This window comes from Prauserella salsuginis (assembly GCF_024648885.1).
Taxonomy (GTDB): Bacteria; Actinomycetota; Actinomycetes; order Mycobacteriales; family Pseudonocardiaceae; genus Prauserella; species Prauserella salsuginis.
In genome coordinates this window covers 1,020,987-1,036,179 of record NZ_JANBBF010000008.1, presented here as the reverse complement: position 1 = coordinate 1,036,179, position 15,193 = coordinate 1,020,987, and the positions used below count along the sequence as shown (strand labels likewise).

The 15,193-nt window shown below is 72.0% G+C and carries 15 protein-coding genes; 7 read left to right on the top strand and 8 right to left on the bottom strand.

Annotation, left to right across the window (positions count from 1 at the left end):
- Window positions 1-62: 62 nt before the first annotated feature.
- Complete coding sequence (locus LY40_RS06310) at window positions 63-431, top strand: Rv2175c family DNA-binding protein (protein ID WP_183778058.1); 369 nt, start codon at window positions 63-65, stop codon at window positions 429-431.
- A 274-nt stretch (window positions 432-705) separates the two neighbouring features.
- Here LY40_RS06310 and LY40_RS06305 read toward each other — a convergent pair whose 3' ends face one another.
- Window positions 706-1,764 (bottom strand): helix-turn-helix transcriptional regulator, encoded by a 1,059-nt coding sequence (locus LY40_RS06305; protein ID WP_258936201.1) that lies wholly within the window; start codon window positions 1,762-1,764, stop codon window positions 706-708.
- A 134-nt stretch (window positions 1,765-1,898) separates the two neighbouring features.
- Between LY40_RS06305 and LY40_RS06300 the strand changes: the two genes are divergently transcribed.
- The gene (locus LY40_RS06300; RefSeq protein ID WP_258936200.1) at window positions 1,899-2,792 is read left to right on the top strand and encodes a class I SAM-dependent methyltransferase; all 894 of its coding nucleotides are present in this window, start codon (window positions 1,899-1,901) and stop codon (window positions 2,790-2,792) included.
- A gap of 36 nt (window positions 2,793-2,828) precedes the next feature.
- Here the strand turns inward: LY40_RS06300 and LY40_RS06295 are convergent, their stop codons facing one another.
- The 3 genes from LY40_RS06295 to LY40_RS06285 all read right to left on the bottom strand — a co-directional run bounded on the left by LY40_RS06295 (window position 2,829) and on the right by LY40_RS06285 (window position 6,425).
- On the bottom strand, window positions 2,829-3,713 hold the full coding sequence (locus LY40_RS06295; protein ID WP_258936199.1) for a phytoene/squalene synthase family protein: 885 nt from the start codon (window positions 3,711-3,713) through the stop codon (window positions 2,829-2,831).
- A 47-nt stretch (window positions 3,714-3,760) separates the two neighbouring features.
- On the bottom strand, window positions 3,761-5,266 hold the full coding sequence (crtI, locus tag LY40_RS06290) for a phytoene desaturase family protein (RefSeq protein ID WP_183778052.1): 1,506 nt from the start codon (window positions 5,264-5,266) through the stop codon (window positions 3,761-3,763).
- Between the two features lie 73 nt (window positions 5,267-5,339).
- Complete coding sequence (locus LY40_RS06285) at window positions 5,340-6,425, bottom strand: polyprenyl synthetase family protein (RefSeq protein ID WP_183778050.1); 1,086 nt, start codon at window positions 6,423-6,425, stop codon at window positions 5,340-5,342.
- A 168-nt stretch (window positions 6,426-6,593) separates the two neighbouring features.
- Between LY40_RS06285 and LY40_RS06280 the strand changes: the two genes are divergently transcribed.
- Both LY40_RS06280 and LY40_RS06275 read left to right on the top strand, forming a co-directional pair.
- Window positions 6,594-8,249 (top strand): DUF885 domain-containing protein, encoded by a 1,656-nt coding sequence (locus tag LY40_RS06280; protein WP_258936198.1) that lies wholly within the window; start codon window positions 6,594-6,596, stop codon window positions 8,247-8,249.
- A gap of 452 nt (window positions 8,250-8,701) precedes the next feature.
- Window positions 8,702-9,604, top strand: a complete 903-nt coding sequence (locus tag LY40_RS06275; protein ID WP_183778047.1) for a DMT family transporter — start codon at window positions 8,702-8,704, stop codon at window positions 9,602-9,604.
- Window positions 9,605-9,651: 47 nt separating this feature from the next.
- On the opposite strand, the gene LY40_RS06270 is transcribed toward LY40_RS06275, so the two are convergent.
- Entirely contained in the window at window positions 9,652-10,215 is a 564-nt protein-coding gene (locus LY40_RS06270) for a GNAT family N-acetyltransferase (protein WP_183778045.1), read from the bottom strand.
- Window positions 10,212-10,733 carry a YbaK/EbsC family protein gene (locus tag LY40_RS06265; protein WP_183778043.1) on the bottom strand — a complete coding sequence of 174 codons (522 nt, stop codon included), beginning with the start codon at window positions 10,731-10,733 and terminating at the stop codon, window positions 10,212-10,214. Before LY40_RS06265 ends, LY40_RS06270 begins: the two co-directional genes overlap by 4 nt.
- Before the next feature lie 247 nt (window positions 10,734-10,980).
- Here LY40_RS06265 and LY40_RS06260 point away from each other — a divergent pair, with 247 nt between their 5' ends.
- Genes LY40_RS06260 through LY40_RS06250 form a run of 3 tightly spaced genes read left to right on the top strand, consistent with a single transcriptional unit; the run spans window position 10,981 to window position 13,280 of the window.
- Window positions 10,981-11,511 carry an SAV_6107 family HEPN domain-containing protein gene (locus tag LY40_RS06260; RefSeq protein ID WP_258936197.1) on the top strand — a complete coding sequence of 177 codons (531 nt, stop codon included), beginning with the start codon at window positions 10,981-10,983 and terminating at the stop codon, window positions 11,509-11,511.
- Window positions 11,511-12,281, top strand: coding sequence for a maleylpyruvate isomerase N-terminal domain-containing protein (locus LY40_RS06255; protein WP_183778040.1), 771 nt, complete (start codon window positions 11,511-11,513; stop codon window positions 12,279-12,281). The genes LY40_RS06260 and LY40_RS06255 overlap by 1 nt, the downstream gene beginning before the upstream one ends.
- 57 nt (window positions 12,282-12,338) lie before the next feature.
- Entirely contained in the window at window positions 12,339-13,280 is a 942-nt protein-coding gene (locus LY40_RS06250; RefSeq protein ID WP_258936278.1) for a VOC family protein, read from the top strand.
- A 403-nt stretch (window positions 13,281-13,683) separates the two neighbouring features.
- Here LY40_RS06250 and LY40_RS06245 read toward each other — a convergent pair whose 3' ends face one another.
- Window positions 13,684-14,280 (bottom strand): VldE C-terminal domain-containing protein, encoded by a 597-nt coding sequence (locus LY40_RS06245; RefSeq protein WP_258936196.1) that lies wholly within the window; start codon window positions 14,278-14,280, stop codon window positions 13,684-13,686.
- Between the two features lie 406 nt (window positions 14,281-14,686).
- Window positions 14,687-15,187 carry a peptide deformylase gene (gene def, locus LY40_RS06240; protein ID WP_258936195.1) on the bottom strand — a complete coding sequence of 167 codons (501 nt, stop codon included), beginning with the start codon at window positions 15,185-15,187 and terminating at the stop codon, window positions 14,687-14,689.
- Window positions 15,188-15,193: the final 6 nt, after the last annotated feature.

Genomic DNA, 15,193 nt, shown 5'->3' with positions numbered 1-15,193 from the left:
CCGCTAGGCCATTGGCCTGGCACGCCCGCTCCGGCGGCGCGGCGTGTGGCAGGGTGGAGCATGTGAGTGCAATCCCTCTGGCTGACGATGTGCTCGATGCCGACGTCGCGGTCGTACCCGTGGCCGAGGTCGCGGAGACGCTGAACGTGGCGCAGAACAAGGTCCGGCAGATGCTCCGGGACGGCCACCTCATCGCCGTCCGCAGGGACGGCGACCTGATGATTCCGGCCGACTTCCTGCGGGACGGTGCGGTGATCAAGGGTCTGGCCGGCACGATCACGGTGCTGTCGGACGCCGGTTTCACCCGCACCGAGATGCTGCGCTGGCTGTTCGCCGAGGACGAGTCGCTGCCCGGAGCGACGCCGATCAACGCCCTGCGCACCAGCCACGGCACCGAGGTCAAACGCCGCGCCCAGGCGATGGCGTTCTGACCGGCGGGTTCACTCCAGCCGCGCGGACTCCGACGCCGCGCGGTCCTCAGTCGTGTCTGCCCCTCAGTCGCGTCTGCGGTGCGCCGCGACGCGTTCGCGGGTGACGCACCGGGCCGAGCCGTAGCGGCGCGGACTGGAGGTGCGCGCGGCTGTTCACGATCGGCGCGAGCCTGAAGATCGACGGCGTGGCCGGGAGGACCGCGCTCGCCGGCGTGGTCGCTGACGGCGTGCCTGCTTGTCGCGGCGGCGACGCAGGCGCGCTGGCCGCCGGGTTCTACCGGGTCTGCGCCTCGCGCCAGCGCTGCGGGGTGACGCCGTAGTGCCCGCGGAAGCGGCGCACCAGGTACGACGCGTCGCGCAGCCCGGTGCGCGCGGCCACGACCCCGAGCGGCAGGTCGGTCTCGCGCAGCAGCCGGCGCACCTCGGTCAACCGGCGCTCGGTGATCCACTCCAGCAGTGGCCTGCCGGTGCGCTCCCGGACGAGGGTCGTCAGATGCCCTGGCGTGTACCCGAGTGCGGCCGCCACGTCCGCGGTGGAGATCGGCTCGCGGAACGTCTCCTCGATGCGGTCGAACACCCGCTCCACGAGCGCGTCCCGCGTGTCGGGCTGCCGCGGGGCCAGCCGAGCCGCGTCGACCAGCACGCGGGTGAGCAGGCTCGTCACCGCCTCCCGCGCACCGAGGCGCTCCGGTGCGGCCAGTTCGGCAGCGAGGTCGGCCAGGTGCCGGGACCAGCGGTCGCGGTCCGGTTCGGGAACCAGCGCGACGCCCACCTGCGGTGCGAACAGGGAAAGCAGCGGATGCCGGGTCCAGGACAGCGGCGACACCGAGGCCAGCGCGGGAACGGCGTCGGGGACGAACGAGACCGACCACGCGCGGCCGCCGGCAGGCGAGGTCGTCACCACCGGCTTCACGACCTGTCCCGGCAGTAGCGCGTGGACCTCGCCTGCCCGCAGCGGCCTGGACGCGCCGTCGACCTCGATCGCACCGGCGTCGGCTTCGACGTAGGTCAGGACGAGGAAGTCGTGTGCGTGGCGGTGTTCCGGCGGGCCGGGAGTGTCCCGCGCGGCGTCGGCCGTGGCCGGTCCCGTGGGGGCGAGCCGGTTCACCGCCACGGCGGGCATGCTCACCGGCTGGCGGTGGCGGTAGACGGGAGTGCCGTCCGCCCGCATCGTCCGCAGCTGCCGCGTGCCGCCGACCACCCCGTCAGATCCGGCGGGCGGGGGCGGGGAGTCAGCGGCAGGGGAGTCGGCGTCCCGGGAGTCGGAGCCCGGGGAGTCGGAGTCCGGGGTGTCGGAGCCCGGGGAGTCTGTCGTACCCGACGAATGTGCCATGTCTACCAAGATATTTCCTGCCGGTCTGCCATGAAATGTCCAATCCTGGAGTTGGGACACCCATAACGCTCGGACACCCGCGCCATTCGATACAGCGCGCCACCCGATACGGCACACGATGCGAGGAGCAGACCATGAGCGACGTACACATCGTCGATGAACGCACCGCCGACGAGCGGGACCGCACGTTTCTGCCCGGCATGGGCAAGGCCTGGCTGATGCCGATCTACGACGTGTTCTCCCGCGCACTCGGCGTCGCGCAGCTGCACCGGCGCGGTGTCGGTGTCGCCGGGGTCCGGCCCGGCCAGGCGGTGCTCGACGTCGGATGCGGCACCGGCAACCTCGCGCTCACCCTGCTCGAGGCGACGCCGCGTGCGCGGGTCACCGGCATCGACCCGGACGGCGGTGCGCTGCGCCGGGCGGCCCGCAAGGCCCGCCGTCGCCGGGTGCCGCTCACCCTGACCCAGGGGTACGCCGACCGGTTGCCCGCCGACGACGGTTCGTTCGACCACGTCATCTCGGCGCTGGCGCTGCACCACCTCGCCGACGAGGACCGGACGGCGTTCGCCCACGAGGCCTTCCGGGTGCTCCGGCCGGGCGGGACCGTGACCATCGTCGATTTCGCCGGGCCGGCTCCGGGTGAGCAGGACGCGGGTCACGGCCACGACCACGACCACGACCACGGCGACGACCACGACCACGGCCACGGGCACGGCCACGGACCGTTGCAGGCCGTGCGGGGACTGAGGCGGCTGCTGCGTGCGAAGGGGGAGGAAGGTCCGGTGGTGGCACGCAGCGTCAGCGATGGGCTCGTCGAGCTGCTCTCCGGCGCCGGGTTTCGCCGACGCCCGGGAGGTCGATCACGTGGACCGCTCGTTCGGCCGCGTCAGCACAGTGCAGGCCACGCGCGAGGATGCGGTCGCGCGGTAGCGCGTCGTCGAGGGGTGGTGGCCGGGCGACGGGCGGAGCGGAACACACGCGCGGCCATGCAGAACACCCGTGGCCGAGTGCAGAACACGCGGTGCTGAACGCAGAACACGCGAAGACAGTTCACGGTGGGATCGTCACGGGCTGAGGCTGGTCAGCCTGCCGAGGAACGCGCGGGCGGCCACGCCGGCGCGGCGTTTCCCGTCGACCACGACCCGGCGGCCGAGCACGTCGTAGTCGGCGGCCGTGATCTCGTCGAGAATGCCCTGGTACAGCGTGAATGCCGTGGTCACACACGGGCGGGCCTCGGGCCGCAGGAGTGCGATGCCCGGCCGCGCTCTGCGATAGACCGCACGGTTGTGGGCGACCAGTGCCTGCAGCGCACGGCGGATCCGTGGGTCGGGCCTGCCGGTGGCCAGGGACCATTCCAGCAGCTGTCTGTCCACATCGAACGCGGCGAGTTCCTCGGCCGGCAGGTACACCCGGCCGCGGCGCAGGTCCTCACCCACGTCCCGTAGGAAGTTCGTCAGCTGGAAGGCCTCGCCCAGTGCCGCGGCGTACGGTTCGGCCTCGGCCTGCGGCACCGTCGTGCCGAGCACCGGCAGCATCTGGAGGCCGATGACGCGCGCCGAGCCGTGGACGTACTCGCCGAGCGCGGTGAACGTGGCGTATTCGGCCGTGTGCAGGTCCATTCGCATCGAGTGCAGGAACGCGTCGAACCAGACGCGCGGCAGGTCGTACCGGTGCACCGTGGCGGCCAGTGCGGTCGCGACCGGTCCGGTGGTCACGCGGCCGGCGTAGACGTCGTCGAGCAGTTGCGCGGCGTCGTCGAGTGCCCGGTGCGGATCGCCGCCGGGCAGGTCGACGGCGTCGTCCACCTGCCGCGCGAACGCGTACAGCGCGTAGGTGGCAGGCCTCGCGTGGGCGGGCAGCAACAGGGTGGCGAGGAAGTAGGTGCGGCCGTGCCGGGCGGCGATCCGCCGGCAGGCACGGAAGGCCGGGGCCAGGGACCGGCCGGACATCGGGTACCGGCTCGTCGCGGTGGTCGGGTGTGCGGAAGCCACTGTCGTCAGGGCCGCTCCGACGTCGCGGCGCCGGTGATGCGTTGGGCCGCGAGCCGTCCGGAGATCAGCACCGGCGGGATTCCCACGCCCGGCCGGGTGCCGGATCCGGCGAGGACGACGTTGGCCGCACCGCGCACGAGATTGCCCGGACGGAACGGACCGGTCTGGGCGAGTGTGTGGGCGAGCGAGAACGGCGTGCCCGCCGCCATGCCGTCGGCGGCCCAGTCCTGCGGGGTGTCCATGCGGTGGAGGCGGAACTCGCCGGCGAAGCCGTCCAGGCCGCGGTCCTGCAGGGTGCGCACCAGTTCGTCGCGGTAGGCAGGAGCGATCCGCGGCCAGTCCAACGGTCCGGTGCGCAGGTTCGGTGCCGGGGCCAGCACGGACACGAGCTGGCGTCCGCCGGAGGCGAGCGTCGGATCGGTCGCCGTGGGCCGGGTGACCAGCAGCGACGGATCGCTCATCAGCCTGCCGTCGCGGACGATCTCACGGAACGTCTCGTGCCAGGCGCCGCCGAAGAAGATCGTGTGGTGGTCCAGCGCGTCCCAGCTGCGCGACGTCTCGCCGTGCAGCACGACCGCCGACGGCGAGTACCGGGGCCGGACCGGCCTGCGCGGGTGGATGCCGAGCAGGCGGTAGGCCGCCGCGAGCTCCGTCGCGAGGACGACGGCGTCGCACGGGATGCGTTCGCCGTCACTGGTGCGCACCGCGCGTACCCGGTCGCCGACGCGCTCGAGCCATGCCGCCTGCGTGCCCGTGCGGACGGTGGCGCCGGCCTGCTCGGCGGCGCCCGCCATCGCGGTGGCGATAGCGCCCATGCCCCCTTCCGGATAGGACACGCCGCCCACGGTGTCCATGAACGGGATGGCCCCGTACGCACCGAGTGCCCGCCGCGGCTCGAGCCCGGCATACAGGGCCTGGAAGGAGAACAGCCTGCGCACCCTGTCGTCGGTGACCAGCCCGGCGACCTTCGGCCACAGCCTGCCGAACCCGCCCAGTGCGACGAGCCGGGCCAGTGCGGGCCGTGCGTCGGAGCGCAGCAGGTCGAACGGACTGTCGAAATTGCCGCCGATGAAGTGCTCGGCCTCGGCCGTGTACAGCTCGGTCAGCCACCTGCGCAGCCTGCGGTAGCCCGCCACCTCGTGCGGGCCGACCACCGCGCGCAGCTCCTCCTCCATCGCCTCCGGTTCGGTGTGCAGGTTCAGCGTCGAACCGTCGGCGAAATGTGCCCGGTACGCCGGGTCGAGGCGAGTCAGGGTCAGCCGGTCGGCGGTCTTCTCGCCCACCGCGGCGAACGCCTCGTCCAGCAGCTCCGGCATCGTCAGCACCGTGGCGCCCGTGTCGAACGCGTGGCCGCCGATCGTCTCGGTCGCCACGCGCCCACCCGGCCGGGGTGCCCGGTCGAGCACGGTGACCTCCCGGCCTGCGCCGGTCAGGTGCAGTGCCGCCGACAGCCCGGACAGGCCCGCACCGACCACGACCACCCGGTCGGTGGCCCCGGAAACCGTCCGCATCAGTGATTCCTCGTCCTCGCGTGCGCAGTCGGCCGGCAGGTCCTCGATCGGCAGAGCATGGGTGCGGCTCGCATCAGCGGGAGCGCTGGGTCGCCTTGACGGCGAGTTCGGTGAGCCGCTTCGGCGCCGGATCGGCCAGACCCGCGGTGTCCAACGCGGTCAGCGCCGAGTCGGTGAGCGTCTCGATGCGGCGCTCCACCTCGGCGACGGCACCGACGTCGGTGAGTACCTCGCGCACCCGGTCGACGGTGGCGTCGGTCAGCTGAGCGTCGCCGAGGGCGGCGTCGATGACCCGCGCTGCCTCGGACCCCTCGCCCGCGTGCTGCAGGCCGAGCGCGACCAGCAGTGTCCGCTTGCCCTCGCGCAGGTCGTCACCGGCGGGCTTGCCGGTGACCGCAGGGTCCCCGAACACGCCGAGCAGATCGTCGCGCAGCTGGAACGCCACGCCGATGTCGCCGCCGAACGAGAGCAGCGGGTCGATCACGTCGTCACCCGCGCCCGCCAGCGCCGCGCCGAGGTGCAACGGCCGCTGCACCGTGTAGGCGGCCGTCTTGAGCAGGTCGATGCGCAGCGCGGCGTCCACCGACGCATCGCCCGTGGCCTGGGTGCGCACGTCGAGGTACTGGCCGGCCAGGACCTCCGAGCGCATCGCCCGCCACGCGGGCCGCGCCCTGCGCAGCACGTCGGCGGGCAGCGGCGCGTCGGCGAACATGTCGTCGGCCCACGCGAGTGCGAGGTCGCCGATCAGGACCGCCGCGGCCAGCCCGTACTGCTCGGCCGAACCGAGCCAGCCGCCCCGCGCGTGCTCGTCCGCGAACGCCACGTGCACTGTCGGGCAGCCACGGCGGGAGTCGGAGGAGTCCAGCACGTCGTCGTGGATCAGGGCGCACGCCTGGATCAGTTCGAGGCTCGACACGGCACGCACCACGCCCGCCGCGTCGTCTCCGGTCGCGGCGCCACCGGCCCCACGCCAGGCCCACCATGCGAAGGTCGGCCGCAATCGCTTGCCGCCGCCGAGCACGAACTCCCGCAACGCGTCGGTGGCGCCGGTGAACGCGGGTTCGGTCCGCCCGATCGACTCGCTCGAGTCGCGGAGGAACTCGGTCAGCGCCTCGCCGATGGCCGCGGGCAGGTCGGCGTCGAAGTCGGGCTGGGTCATGGCCCCATCGTTCCAGGCGCCGCGTGCGGCCTGCGCGGGGCGATCGCCGAGGTGTGGCGAGGGAAACGACGATGCGGGAGCACGCGGGTACCGAGCGGGTAACGACCGCGGTTCGAGCGGCGCCAAATCCCACGCGGCGCGGGAAGGCGTACGGGTAGCGTGCCGGACATGAGCGTGCACGACATTGCCAACCAGTACCTCGACGATCATGCGGCCGCCGATCCCATCGACGCGACCGCGATGGGGGTTGTCGGGTTCGACGACCAGCTCACCGACTACTCGCCCGAGGGGCACGCCAACCGCGCGGCACTGACCCGCCGTGCCCTGCGGGACATGGATTCGGCCGAACCGGCCGACGAGGCGGAGCGCGTGGCGAAGGCGGTGTTCACCGAGCGGGGGCAGGTGGCCGTCGAACTCCACGAGGCGGGTCTGGACCTGGTGGACCTGAACGTCATCGCGAGCCCCGTGCAGGGTGTGCGCGAGGTGTTCGATCTGATGCCGCAGGAGACACCGGAGCAGTGGGAGACGATCGCCAAGCGCATGGCGGGAGTGCCGGAGGCGCTGGACGGCATCCGCGCGTCACTGCTCACGTCCGCCGACACCGGGCGGGTGCCTGCCATCCGCCAGGTGAGCAAGGTCGCCGGGCAGGCTGAGACGTGGGCCGGGATGAGCGGCGACGGCTACTTCCAGACCATGGTGTCGGGCGCCGACGTGCCGGACTCGCTGCGCGGCGAGCTCGAGCACGCCGCGCAGGTGGCCCAGGAGGCGTACGCCGAGTTCGCCGGGTTCCTCCGCGCCGAACTCGCCCCCGAGGCGAGGGAGAAGGACGCCGCGGGTGCGGACGTCTACCGGTTGTGCTCGCGGAACTTCATCGGCGCCGAACTGGACCTGCGCGAGGCCTACGAATGGGGCTGGGAGGAGTTCTTCCGCGTCGAACGCGAGGCCAAGGAGGTCGCCGAGCGGATCAAGCCGGGCGCCACGCTCGCCGAGGCCGCCGCCGCGCTCGACGCCGACCCGAAGTACCGCGTCACCGGGCAGCGGGCGCTGCGCGAGTGGATGCAGAACCTCTCCGACGAGGCGCTGCGGTCGTTGCGCGGTACGCACTTCGACATCCCCGACGAGCTGATGGCGTTGGACTGCCGGATCGCCCCGCCCGGCGGCGGCGTCGGCGCGTACTACAACGGCCCGAGTGAGGACTTCTCCCGCCCCGGCACCATGTGGTGGTCGGTGCCGCCCGGCAAGGAGGACTTCTCCACGTGGCGTGAGGTCACGACCGTCTACCACGAGGGCGTGCCCGGTCATCACCTGCAGATCGCCACGTCGGTCGCCGAGCAGTCGCTCAACAGGTTCCAGCGGCTCATGGCGTTCACCTCGGGCCACGCCGAGGGTTGGGCGCTGTACGCCGAGCGGCTCATGCGCGACCTCGGCTACCTGTCGGACGACGGCAACCTGCTCGGGATGCTCGACGCGCACCTGTTCCGCGCGGCACGGGTGATCATCGACATCGGTATGCACCTCGAACTGGAGATCCCTGCCGGCACCGGCTTCCACGAGGGCGAGCGGTGGAGCCCGGAACTGGGCCTGGAGTTCATGCTCACCCGCACGATCACCGACGCCGACCACGTGCGCGACGAGATCGACCGCTACCTCGGCTGGCCCGGCCAGGCTCCCTCCTACAAGCTCGGCGAGAAGCTGTGGCTCGAGGCGCGCGACGACGCCCAGCGGAGGGAGGGGGACGCGTTCGACCTGGCCGCCTTCCACCGCCGCGCACTCCGCATGGGCGGCATGGGCCTGGGCACCCTCCGCGAACTCCTCCTCGGCTGACCCACCCGCGTGTTCTGCACTCGGACCCACGTGTTCTGCACTCGTGCCGGGTCGTGGGGCTCGGGAAATTCCGTGCCCCACGACCCGGTCGCTCGTTAGGATCGCGGCATGCACCGGCTGTTTCCGATCACTCCGCCGCCGCGCCCCGTTCGCGGGGCGTAGGCGTACAGGCACGCCGCGCGGGCCGGCCCTGATCGAGGGCGGCCCGCGCGGTCCTCGTGTGCGGTTCTCCCGTCGGGGCGACGTTCTCGTGTCGTAGCGACGTCGCCGTCTCCGACGGTTCTCTCGTGCGGCCGCAACACCACGGCGCCACACCATGCCGCCGCACCGGCACGTCGGACCACGACGTGGCCGGTCTGCGCCGGTGCGGCGGGAGTCGACGGTGCCGCTGAGGTCGAAGCGCCCCGCGTCGAAGAGTTTCCCGTTCTCTTTTCCGACGCTGGAGCGTTCTCATGTCTGTTGTCGTCTCCACATCCGCGCGTCCTCGTGCGGGCACCGTGAACTTGCTGTCGGCCGGAGTGCTGTGGGGCACCGGCGGGATCGCCGGCTCCGTCCTCGCCGCCACGGCCGGTCTGTCGTCGCTGTCGGTGGCTGCGTGCCGTCTCGTGCTGGGCGGCCTGTTCACCGTCGCGGCGCTCGGTGTGCTGGGCCGGTTGCGTGGTGTGCCGCGCACGCCGGCGGTGGTGCGCCGGGTGCTCATCACCGGTGGACTCCTGGCGTTGTTCCAGGCGTGCTACTTCGCATCGGTGGCGGCCACGTCGGTCGGCATCGCCACGATGGCGACGATCGGCAGTGTGCCGGTGTTCGTCGCCGGGGCCTCCGCGGTGCGGCAGCGCTGTCTGCCAGACGCGATCACATCGCTCTGTGTCGCCGGTGCCGTGACGGGACTGGTGCTGCTGACGTGGTCGCCGGAGGGAACCGCGGAACGCGGCCGGTTCGTGGCCGGGCTCGTCGCGGCGCTGGTGTCCGGTGCCGGGTTCGCGACGTTGACGCTTGCCACGCGCACCCGGGTGGCCGGGCTCGATCCGGTACGGACGACCGGGTTCGGCTGTCTGCTCGGCGGTGCGTTGTTGCTTCCTGCTGCCGTGTGGTCGGGGTTGTCGATCCCGCTGCACTGGGACGTGCTCGCCGCCGCCTGCTATCTGGGTGCCGTTCCGACGGCGTTGGCGTACGCGGCCTACTTCCGCGGACTGCGCACCGCGCCTCCGGTGTTCGCTGCCCTGGCGGCTCTCCTGGAACCGCTCACGGCGACGGTGCTGTCGGTGCTGCTGCTCGGCGACCGGCTCGGCGTGACGGGTTGGTGCGGAGCGGCGTTGTTGTTGACGGCCGTAGCCGCGGGTTACCTGCGGCGGTGACGCGGGTCCCGGGTACGCGGTCCGCGCCGCGAACCCGGGCCGCCGGTTCAGTCCAGCGGCAGGGTGCGGCCCAGCACCGCGAACGGGCGCGGGTCGCCCGCGAACCGGTACTGCCGCAGGACGTCGCCGAATCCGACCCTGCGGTAGAGCTTCCAGGCGCGGCTGTCGCCTTCCGGCGTGGACAGCAGTACCCGCCCGTCGGGAACGCCGTCGAGCAGCATGCGCAGCAGGTCCTCGCCGGTTCCGCGACCCTGTCCGCCGGGGCGTACGTGGATCTCGGTGAGTTCGAAGTAGTCGCCCAGCCACGCGTTGGCGGTTTGTTCGCCTTCGCGGTCGGTGACGCCGCGGCGCACCTGTTCGTGCCACCACTGGCCAGGCATGCCGCGGTAGCCGTAGGCGATGCCGACGAGGCGTTCCTCGTCATCGAGGGCGGCGACCGCGCGCCAGCCCTCGCGGAGTGCGTGGGTGAGCCACATGGGGGCGCGCTGCTCGGCGGTGCCCGGCGGGTAGTTCATCGCGGCGACGTAGATGTCGAGGGCCTCACGCAGCCGCATGCGGAACTCCTCGCCGGAGAGCCGGACGTAGCGCTGCGCGCTCGGCATCGCGGTCATCGCCGCTGTCCCGGCTCGGTGGCGACGTCCGCCGCGGTGCCGCCGGTCGCGGCCAGCAGGTCGTCGAACGTGGTGGGATAGACCGATTTCGGGTGTCCTGCGGCGGCCCACACGACGTCGTAGGAGGCCAGCGCGGTGTCGACGAGCGTGAGGATGCGCTGCGGATGGCCCACCGGGGCGACGCCGCCGATCGCCTGTCCCGTCGAGGTCTTGACGAACTCCGGATCGGCCCTGCCGACCGTGTCCGCGTCGATGAGCTCGGCGAGCGTCGTCGTGTTCGCCCGGTGCGCCCCGGACGTCAGCGCGAGTAGTGCGCGGTCGGTGCCGTCGGGCAGCGTGGCCCGGAACACCAGGCTGTTGGCGATCGCGCCGACCTCGATGCCCAGTGCCGCGGCGGCCAGCTCGGCGGTGCGGGCGTCCTCGGGGAGGAGACGAATTCCCTGCGCAGCGGCGTCCTGATCGGCTTCCGAGAGCGCGGCCGCGACCTTCGCGACCGATGGATGGTCGAGGGTGCTCATGACTTCATGAGATCACGTCCGCCGTGCGGACTGCGACGCAGATCGCTCCCGGTCGGCGCTTGTCGGGGAGCCGGTGGCGCGCTACCGTGATGGTGTCGAACAGATGTTCGGCAACGGGAATCCCTGGTGAGTCCGGCAGGTGGACGGGGAAACGTCCCGTGCCGGACGCCGCTCGACCGGGAGTCCCCAGGGCCGGAGTTGCTGGAGCGGGAGTTCCGAGAGCGGCCGGACTGGGAAGGGGGCGGCCATGTCGGTAGCCATGACGCCGCAGGATCCGTCGGTGCGTAGGCGGGTCACGCAGCCCGCGCTGCCGTTCGCGGAGGCGCCGCCCGCCGCGCCCGCGGCGGCTCCGCTGTTGGCCCAGGCGCGTCGCGGCATCCAGGCGGCGCGTGGGGAGTCGGACGTGGTGGAGAGGTTCACGGGTGCCTATCTGTCGGCGCTGCGTGCCGCGGCGGCGGTACTGACCGCGCGCGGCAGGCCGCACCGGGGCAGGGCCAAGCCGCAGAGCACCTGGTCGTTGCTGGAGTCGGCAGCTCCGGAACTGGCGGGCTGGGCGGCGTACTTCGCGGGGTACTCGGCGCGGTACTCGGCCGTCCGGTCGGGTGCGTACCGCGGCGCGGACGAGGAGTCCGCGCACGAACTGCTGCAGCGGGCGGGCGAGTTTCTCGCCATCGCCGATGTGGTCGTGCGCGGGCAGACGGCATCCGGTGGACGGGAAACGCCTTCGCAGTGTGATGCCCCGGTGCCGTTTCCGCGGCGGCGGTCGCGGAGACGGTGATGGTGACGAGCGGTGGCCCGGTGATCGATCATCGGCGGCTCGCCGAGGCGTTCGGCGACGAGGTCACGTTGCTGATCGAGGCCTCACGCGGCGTTGCACCCGAGACGCCGGTGCCAACGTGTCCCGGATGGACGGTCGGCGACACCGTCCGGCACGTCGGCAGCATCTACCGCGTGGCGCAGGCGTGGCTGATCGACGGCGAGCGGCCGCGAGAATGGCAGCGCGATCCCGCACCGGGGCAGAGCGAGGAGAGTTACGTTCGGCAGGGGTACGCGGATCTGCGCGAGATCCTGGACTTCCACGAGCCGGGCGAACCCGCGGCGACGTGGTGGCCGCAGGACCGGACGTACGGGTTCTGGCGGCGGCGCATGACGCACGACACCACCGTCCACCGGGTGGACGTCGAACGCGTCGCAGGCACGACGTGGTCCGGGGTCGCGGCCGACGTGGCACTCGACGGTGTCGACGAGGCTCTCCTACTGTGGTTCGGCCACCGATTGCCACGACTCGGGCTCCGGGGCACGCGAGCGGGCGAGGTCGGCGTGTGCACGGGCGGGTACGGCTGGCTCGTGTCCGCGGGCCCGGACGAGACGGCCGTGCGCCGATGCGGGGAGCCCGAGGCACGGCGTGCCGCCGCCGTGGTGTCGGGCGAGCCGGAGGCGGTCTATCTGTGGTTGTGGGGCCGGAACCGGCCCGGCGCCGTCGACGTGGCCGGCGACGACGACGCGGCCGGGCAGCTGTTGGCGCTCATGCGGTTGGCGACGCGATGACATGGCCGCGCCGTGTCGCAGATGTCGCCGGGACGACGGAGGTGTGTGGTGAACGGGATGCCCGGAGTGGTGTTCGAAGCCGAACGGCCACGGGAGGTTGCGGAGTTCTGGGCCGCCTTGCTGGGCGGCGAACTCGTCGGTGACGGTCATGACGCCGGCCGCCACGACGGCGGCCGGCTGCGGGTCCGGCTCCCGGACGGCCCCACGGTGCACATCGTTGGTGCCACGGCGGAAAAGTCCGCCAAGAATCGGATCCACCTCGATCTCGCCTCCGACGGTGACGGCGGAACCGGCCGCGGTACGCAACAAGCCATTGTGGACAGAGCGATACGACTCGGTGCCGTACACATCGACATCGGGCAGTACGCGGGCCCTGTTCCGGCGCCTTGGTATGTGCTGGCGGATCCGGCGGGAAACGAGTTCTGTGTCCTCGAACCACGCGGCGAGTACACCGCCACCGGCGCACTCGCCGCGGTGGTGATCGAATCGCCCGACCCCCACCGGCTGGCCGAGTTCTGGTCCGGTGCCACGTGGTGGCCGACCGTGCGGACCGACCCCGAGCTCGTCAGCCTGCGTGCTCCCGAAGGCAGGGGTCCCTGGCTGGAACTGCTGTCGGCCGACCCGTGCCCGCCGGTGACTCCTCGCTGCCGGCTCGAACTGGCCGTGTCGGCGAGCGGCCGTGGATCCACGGCGACGGCAACGGGGACGGAGAGGCCCGGACCGATGCCCGAAACCCCGGAAACGCCCGGAGCCTCTGCTGCTCCGACCACCGAAGCACCGGCCACCGAAGCACCGACCAGAGGAGCCCCGACCGCAGGAGCCCCGGCCACAGGAGCCCCGGGAGCGTCGGCCGCGCGGACAAGCCGGTCCGCGTCGGACGCACCGGATGAGTTCGCCGCGGAAGCGGACCGGTTGTGCCTGCTCGGCGCGACCCGCCGCGGAGCGGGACGGCTTCTCGATCCGGACGGCACCGTGATCGACCTCGTACCCCGGTACTGAAGTCGATGCCGGAGTCCTCCGCCGTCCCATCGTTCCGGCGCCCGATCGTTGCGCCGTTCCGGACGTCCGGGTGCTCTCCGGGATGCCGCGGTGCTCAAGTCGTGGTGCGCAAGCCGTGGTGCTCACGTCACCGTGGTGCTCGAGTGGCTGGTGTTCGTACAGCCGGTGTTCGTGTGGCCGTGATGTTCGTGTGGCCGTGGCGCTCGCGCTGCCGCGGTGCTCGATTCGCCGTGGTCTCGATCCGCCGTGGTGTTCCGGGACGCCGTGCAGCCGGAGGGTCGTCGCGGTGCGCGGACGCGAGACCGGGGCGCTCGGACCGCTGCGCACCGGCCGACGTGAGCGCCGCGGTGGGCACCGGTGTCGGCGCCCACCGCGGCGTCACGGATGCGGGTCACGTGACGTGTCAGCAGGTGACGTCCACGTCGGCGGAGGACTCGAACGACACGTGCACGTGGTCGTAGTGGTTCGCGGTGTCGCTGCCCCGGTCCTCCATGTACGACCAGCCACTGCCGTCGTTGTACCGCTGCTCCCAGATCACGTACGTCACGCCGAACTCGGACTGGTTGGCGAGGATGTACTCGGCGATCTGGTCACCGGTGGTGCCGGTGGTCATGAAGTCCAGTGCGAGTCCGCTCGGGTGGTCGCTCGCCCCGGATCGGCTGGCGACGCCGCCGACCGAGTCGACCTCGAACTTCGTGAGCACGTGGTTTCCCACCTGGGCCACGTGCGGCTGCGTGCCCTCCAGTTCCGTCGAGCACGGTTCGGGCTCCGGCGTCGGCGGCGGGGGAGGAGGAGATGGCTTCCGCGTGGTCGTAGGCGTCGTCGTGGACGGCGTCGGCTCGGGTTTCGGCTTCGAGGTGGTGCTGCTCGGGGTGGGCTTGTCGGTCGTCGACCTCGTCGTCGGAGCCGACGAGGTCGACGACGCCGTGGGGGCGCTCATGGCGAGCGCCGCGTTGGTGGGTTCGGCTCCGGAGCCGGTGAGCCCTTCCGTGATCGACACGGTGGCACCCAGCAGGGCCGCGGCGGCCAGCCCCAGTCCGACGGGCAGCGGCCACGAACGTCGGGATCGTTCGCCGGGCTGCTCATGCGGCGTCGGGGAGTCGCCGGGGGTGGGTCTTCGGGATTTTCGGGCGCGCGGGTTCGCCGCACGATGTCGGCCTGCCATGGGGACCTGCCTCGGGATTGCTCGGGGTGGGCTGTCGGGGTGGTGACAGGTTACGAACCGGCAACGGGGGCGTCACGTGCGAGTGGCAATGCGCACAGCAGGTCGAGACAACCTTTCTGATCTTCGCTGGTCAGGGAGTCCCCCGGTGGGGGATGGTGGTGCGCACCACTGGCCGTGCACGCGGTGTTCTGGCGTGTCAGCTTGACGTGGCGTGGCCGGGAGACCCGGTGAACCGGGAAGGTCAGCGGAGGCGGAACCAGTCGCGGGAGCGCATGTCCCGCAGTGCGGAGCGACGCTGCTCGGTCGCCAGCCGGTCCAGGTAGAGCATGCCGTCGAGGTGGTCGACCTCGTGTTGCAGGCACTGTGCCGTCACTCCGTCGCCTTCGATCGTGACCGGCTGTTGGCGCAGGTCCACACCACGTACGACGGCGTAGGTGGCGCGCCGCACGGGGTAGCGCAGTTCGGGCACGGACAGGCAGCCCTCGTCGATGTCGTGGGTGGTCTCGGCCAGTTCGACGATCTCGGGGTTCAGCACGTAGCCGACCGTGCCGTCGAGACGGTAACTGAAGGCGCGCAGCCCGACCCCGATCTGCGGCGCGGCCAGTCCGGCGCGGCCGGGCATGTCGACGGTGTCCAGCAGATCGTCGACCAGCCGTTTCGTCGTGTCGTCGAACCGGTTCACCGGATCGGCCACGCTCTTCAGTACCGGGTCACCGAAATACCGCAGTTCGCGTACGGCCATCGCCAG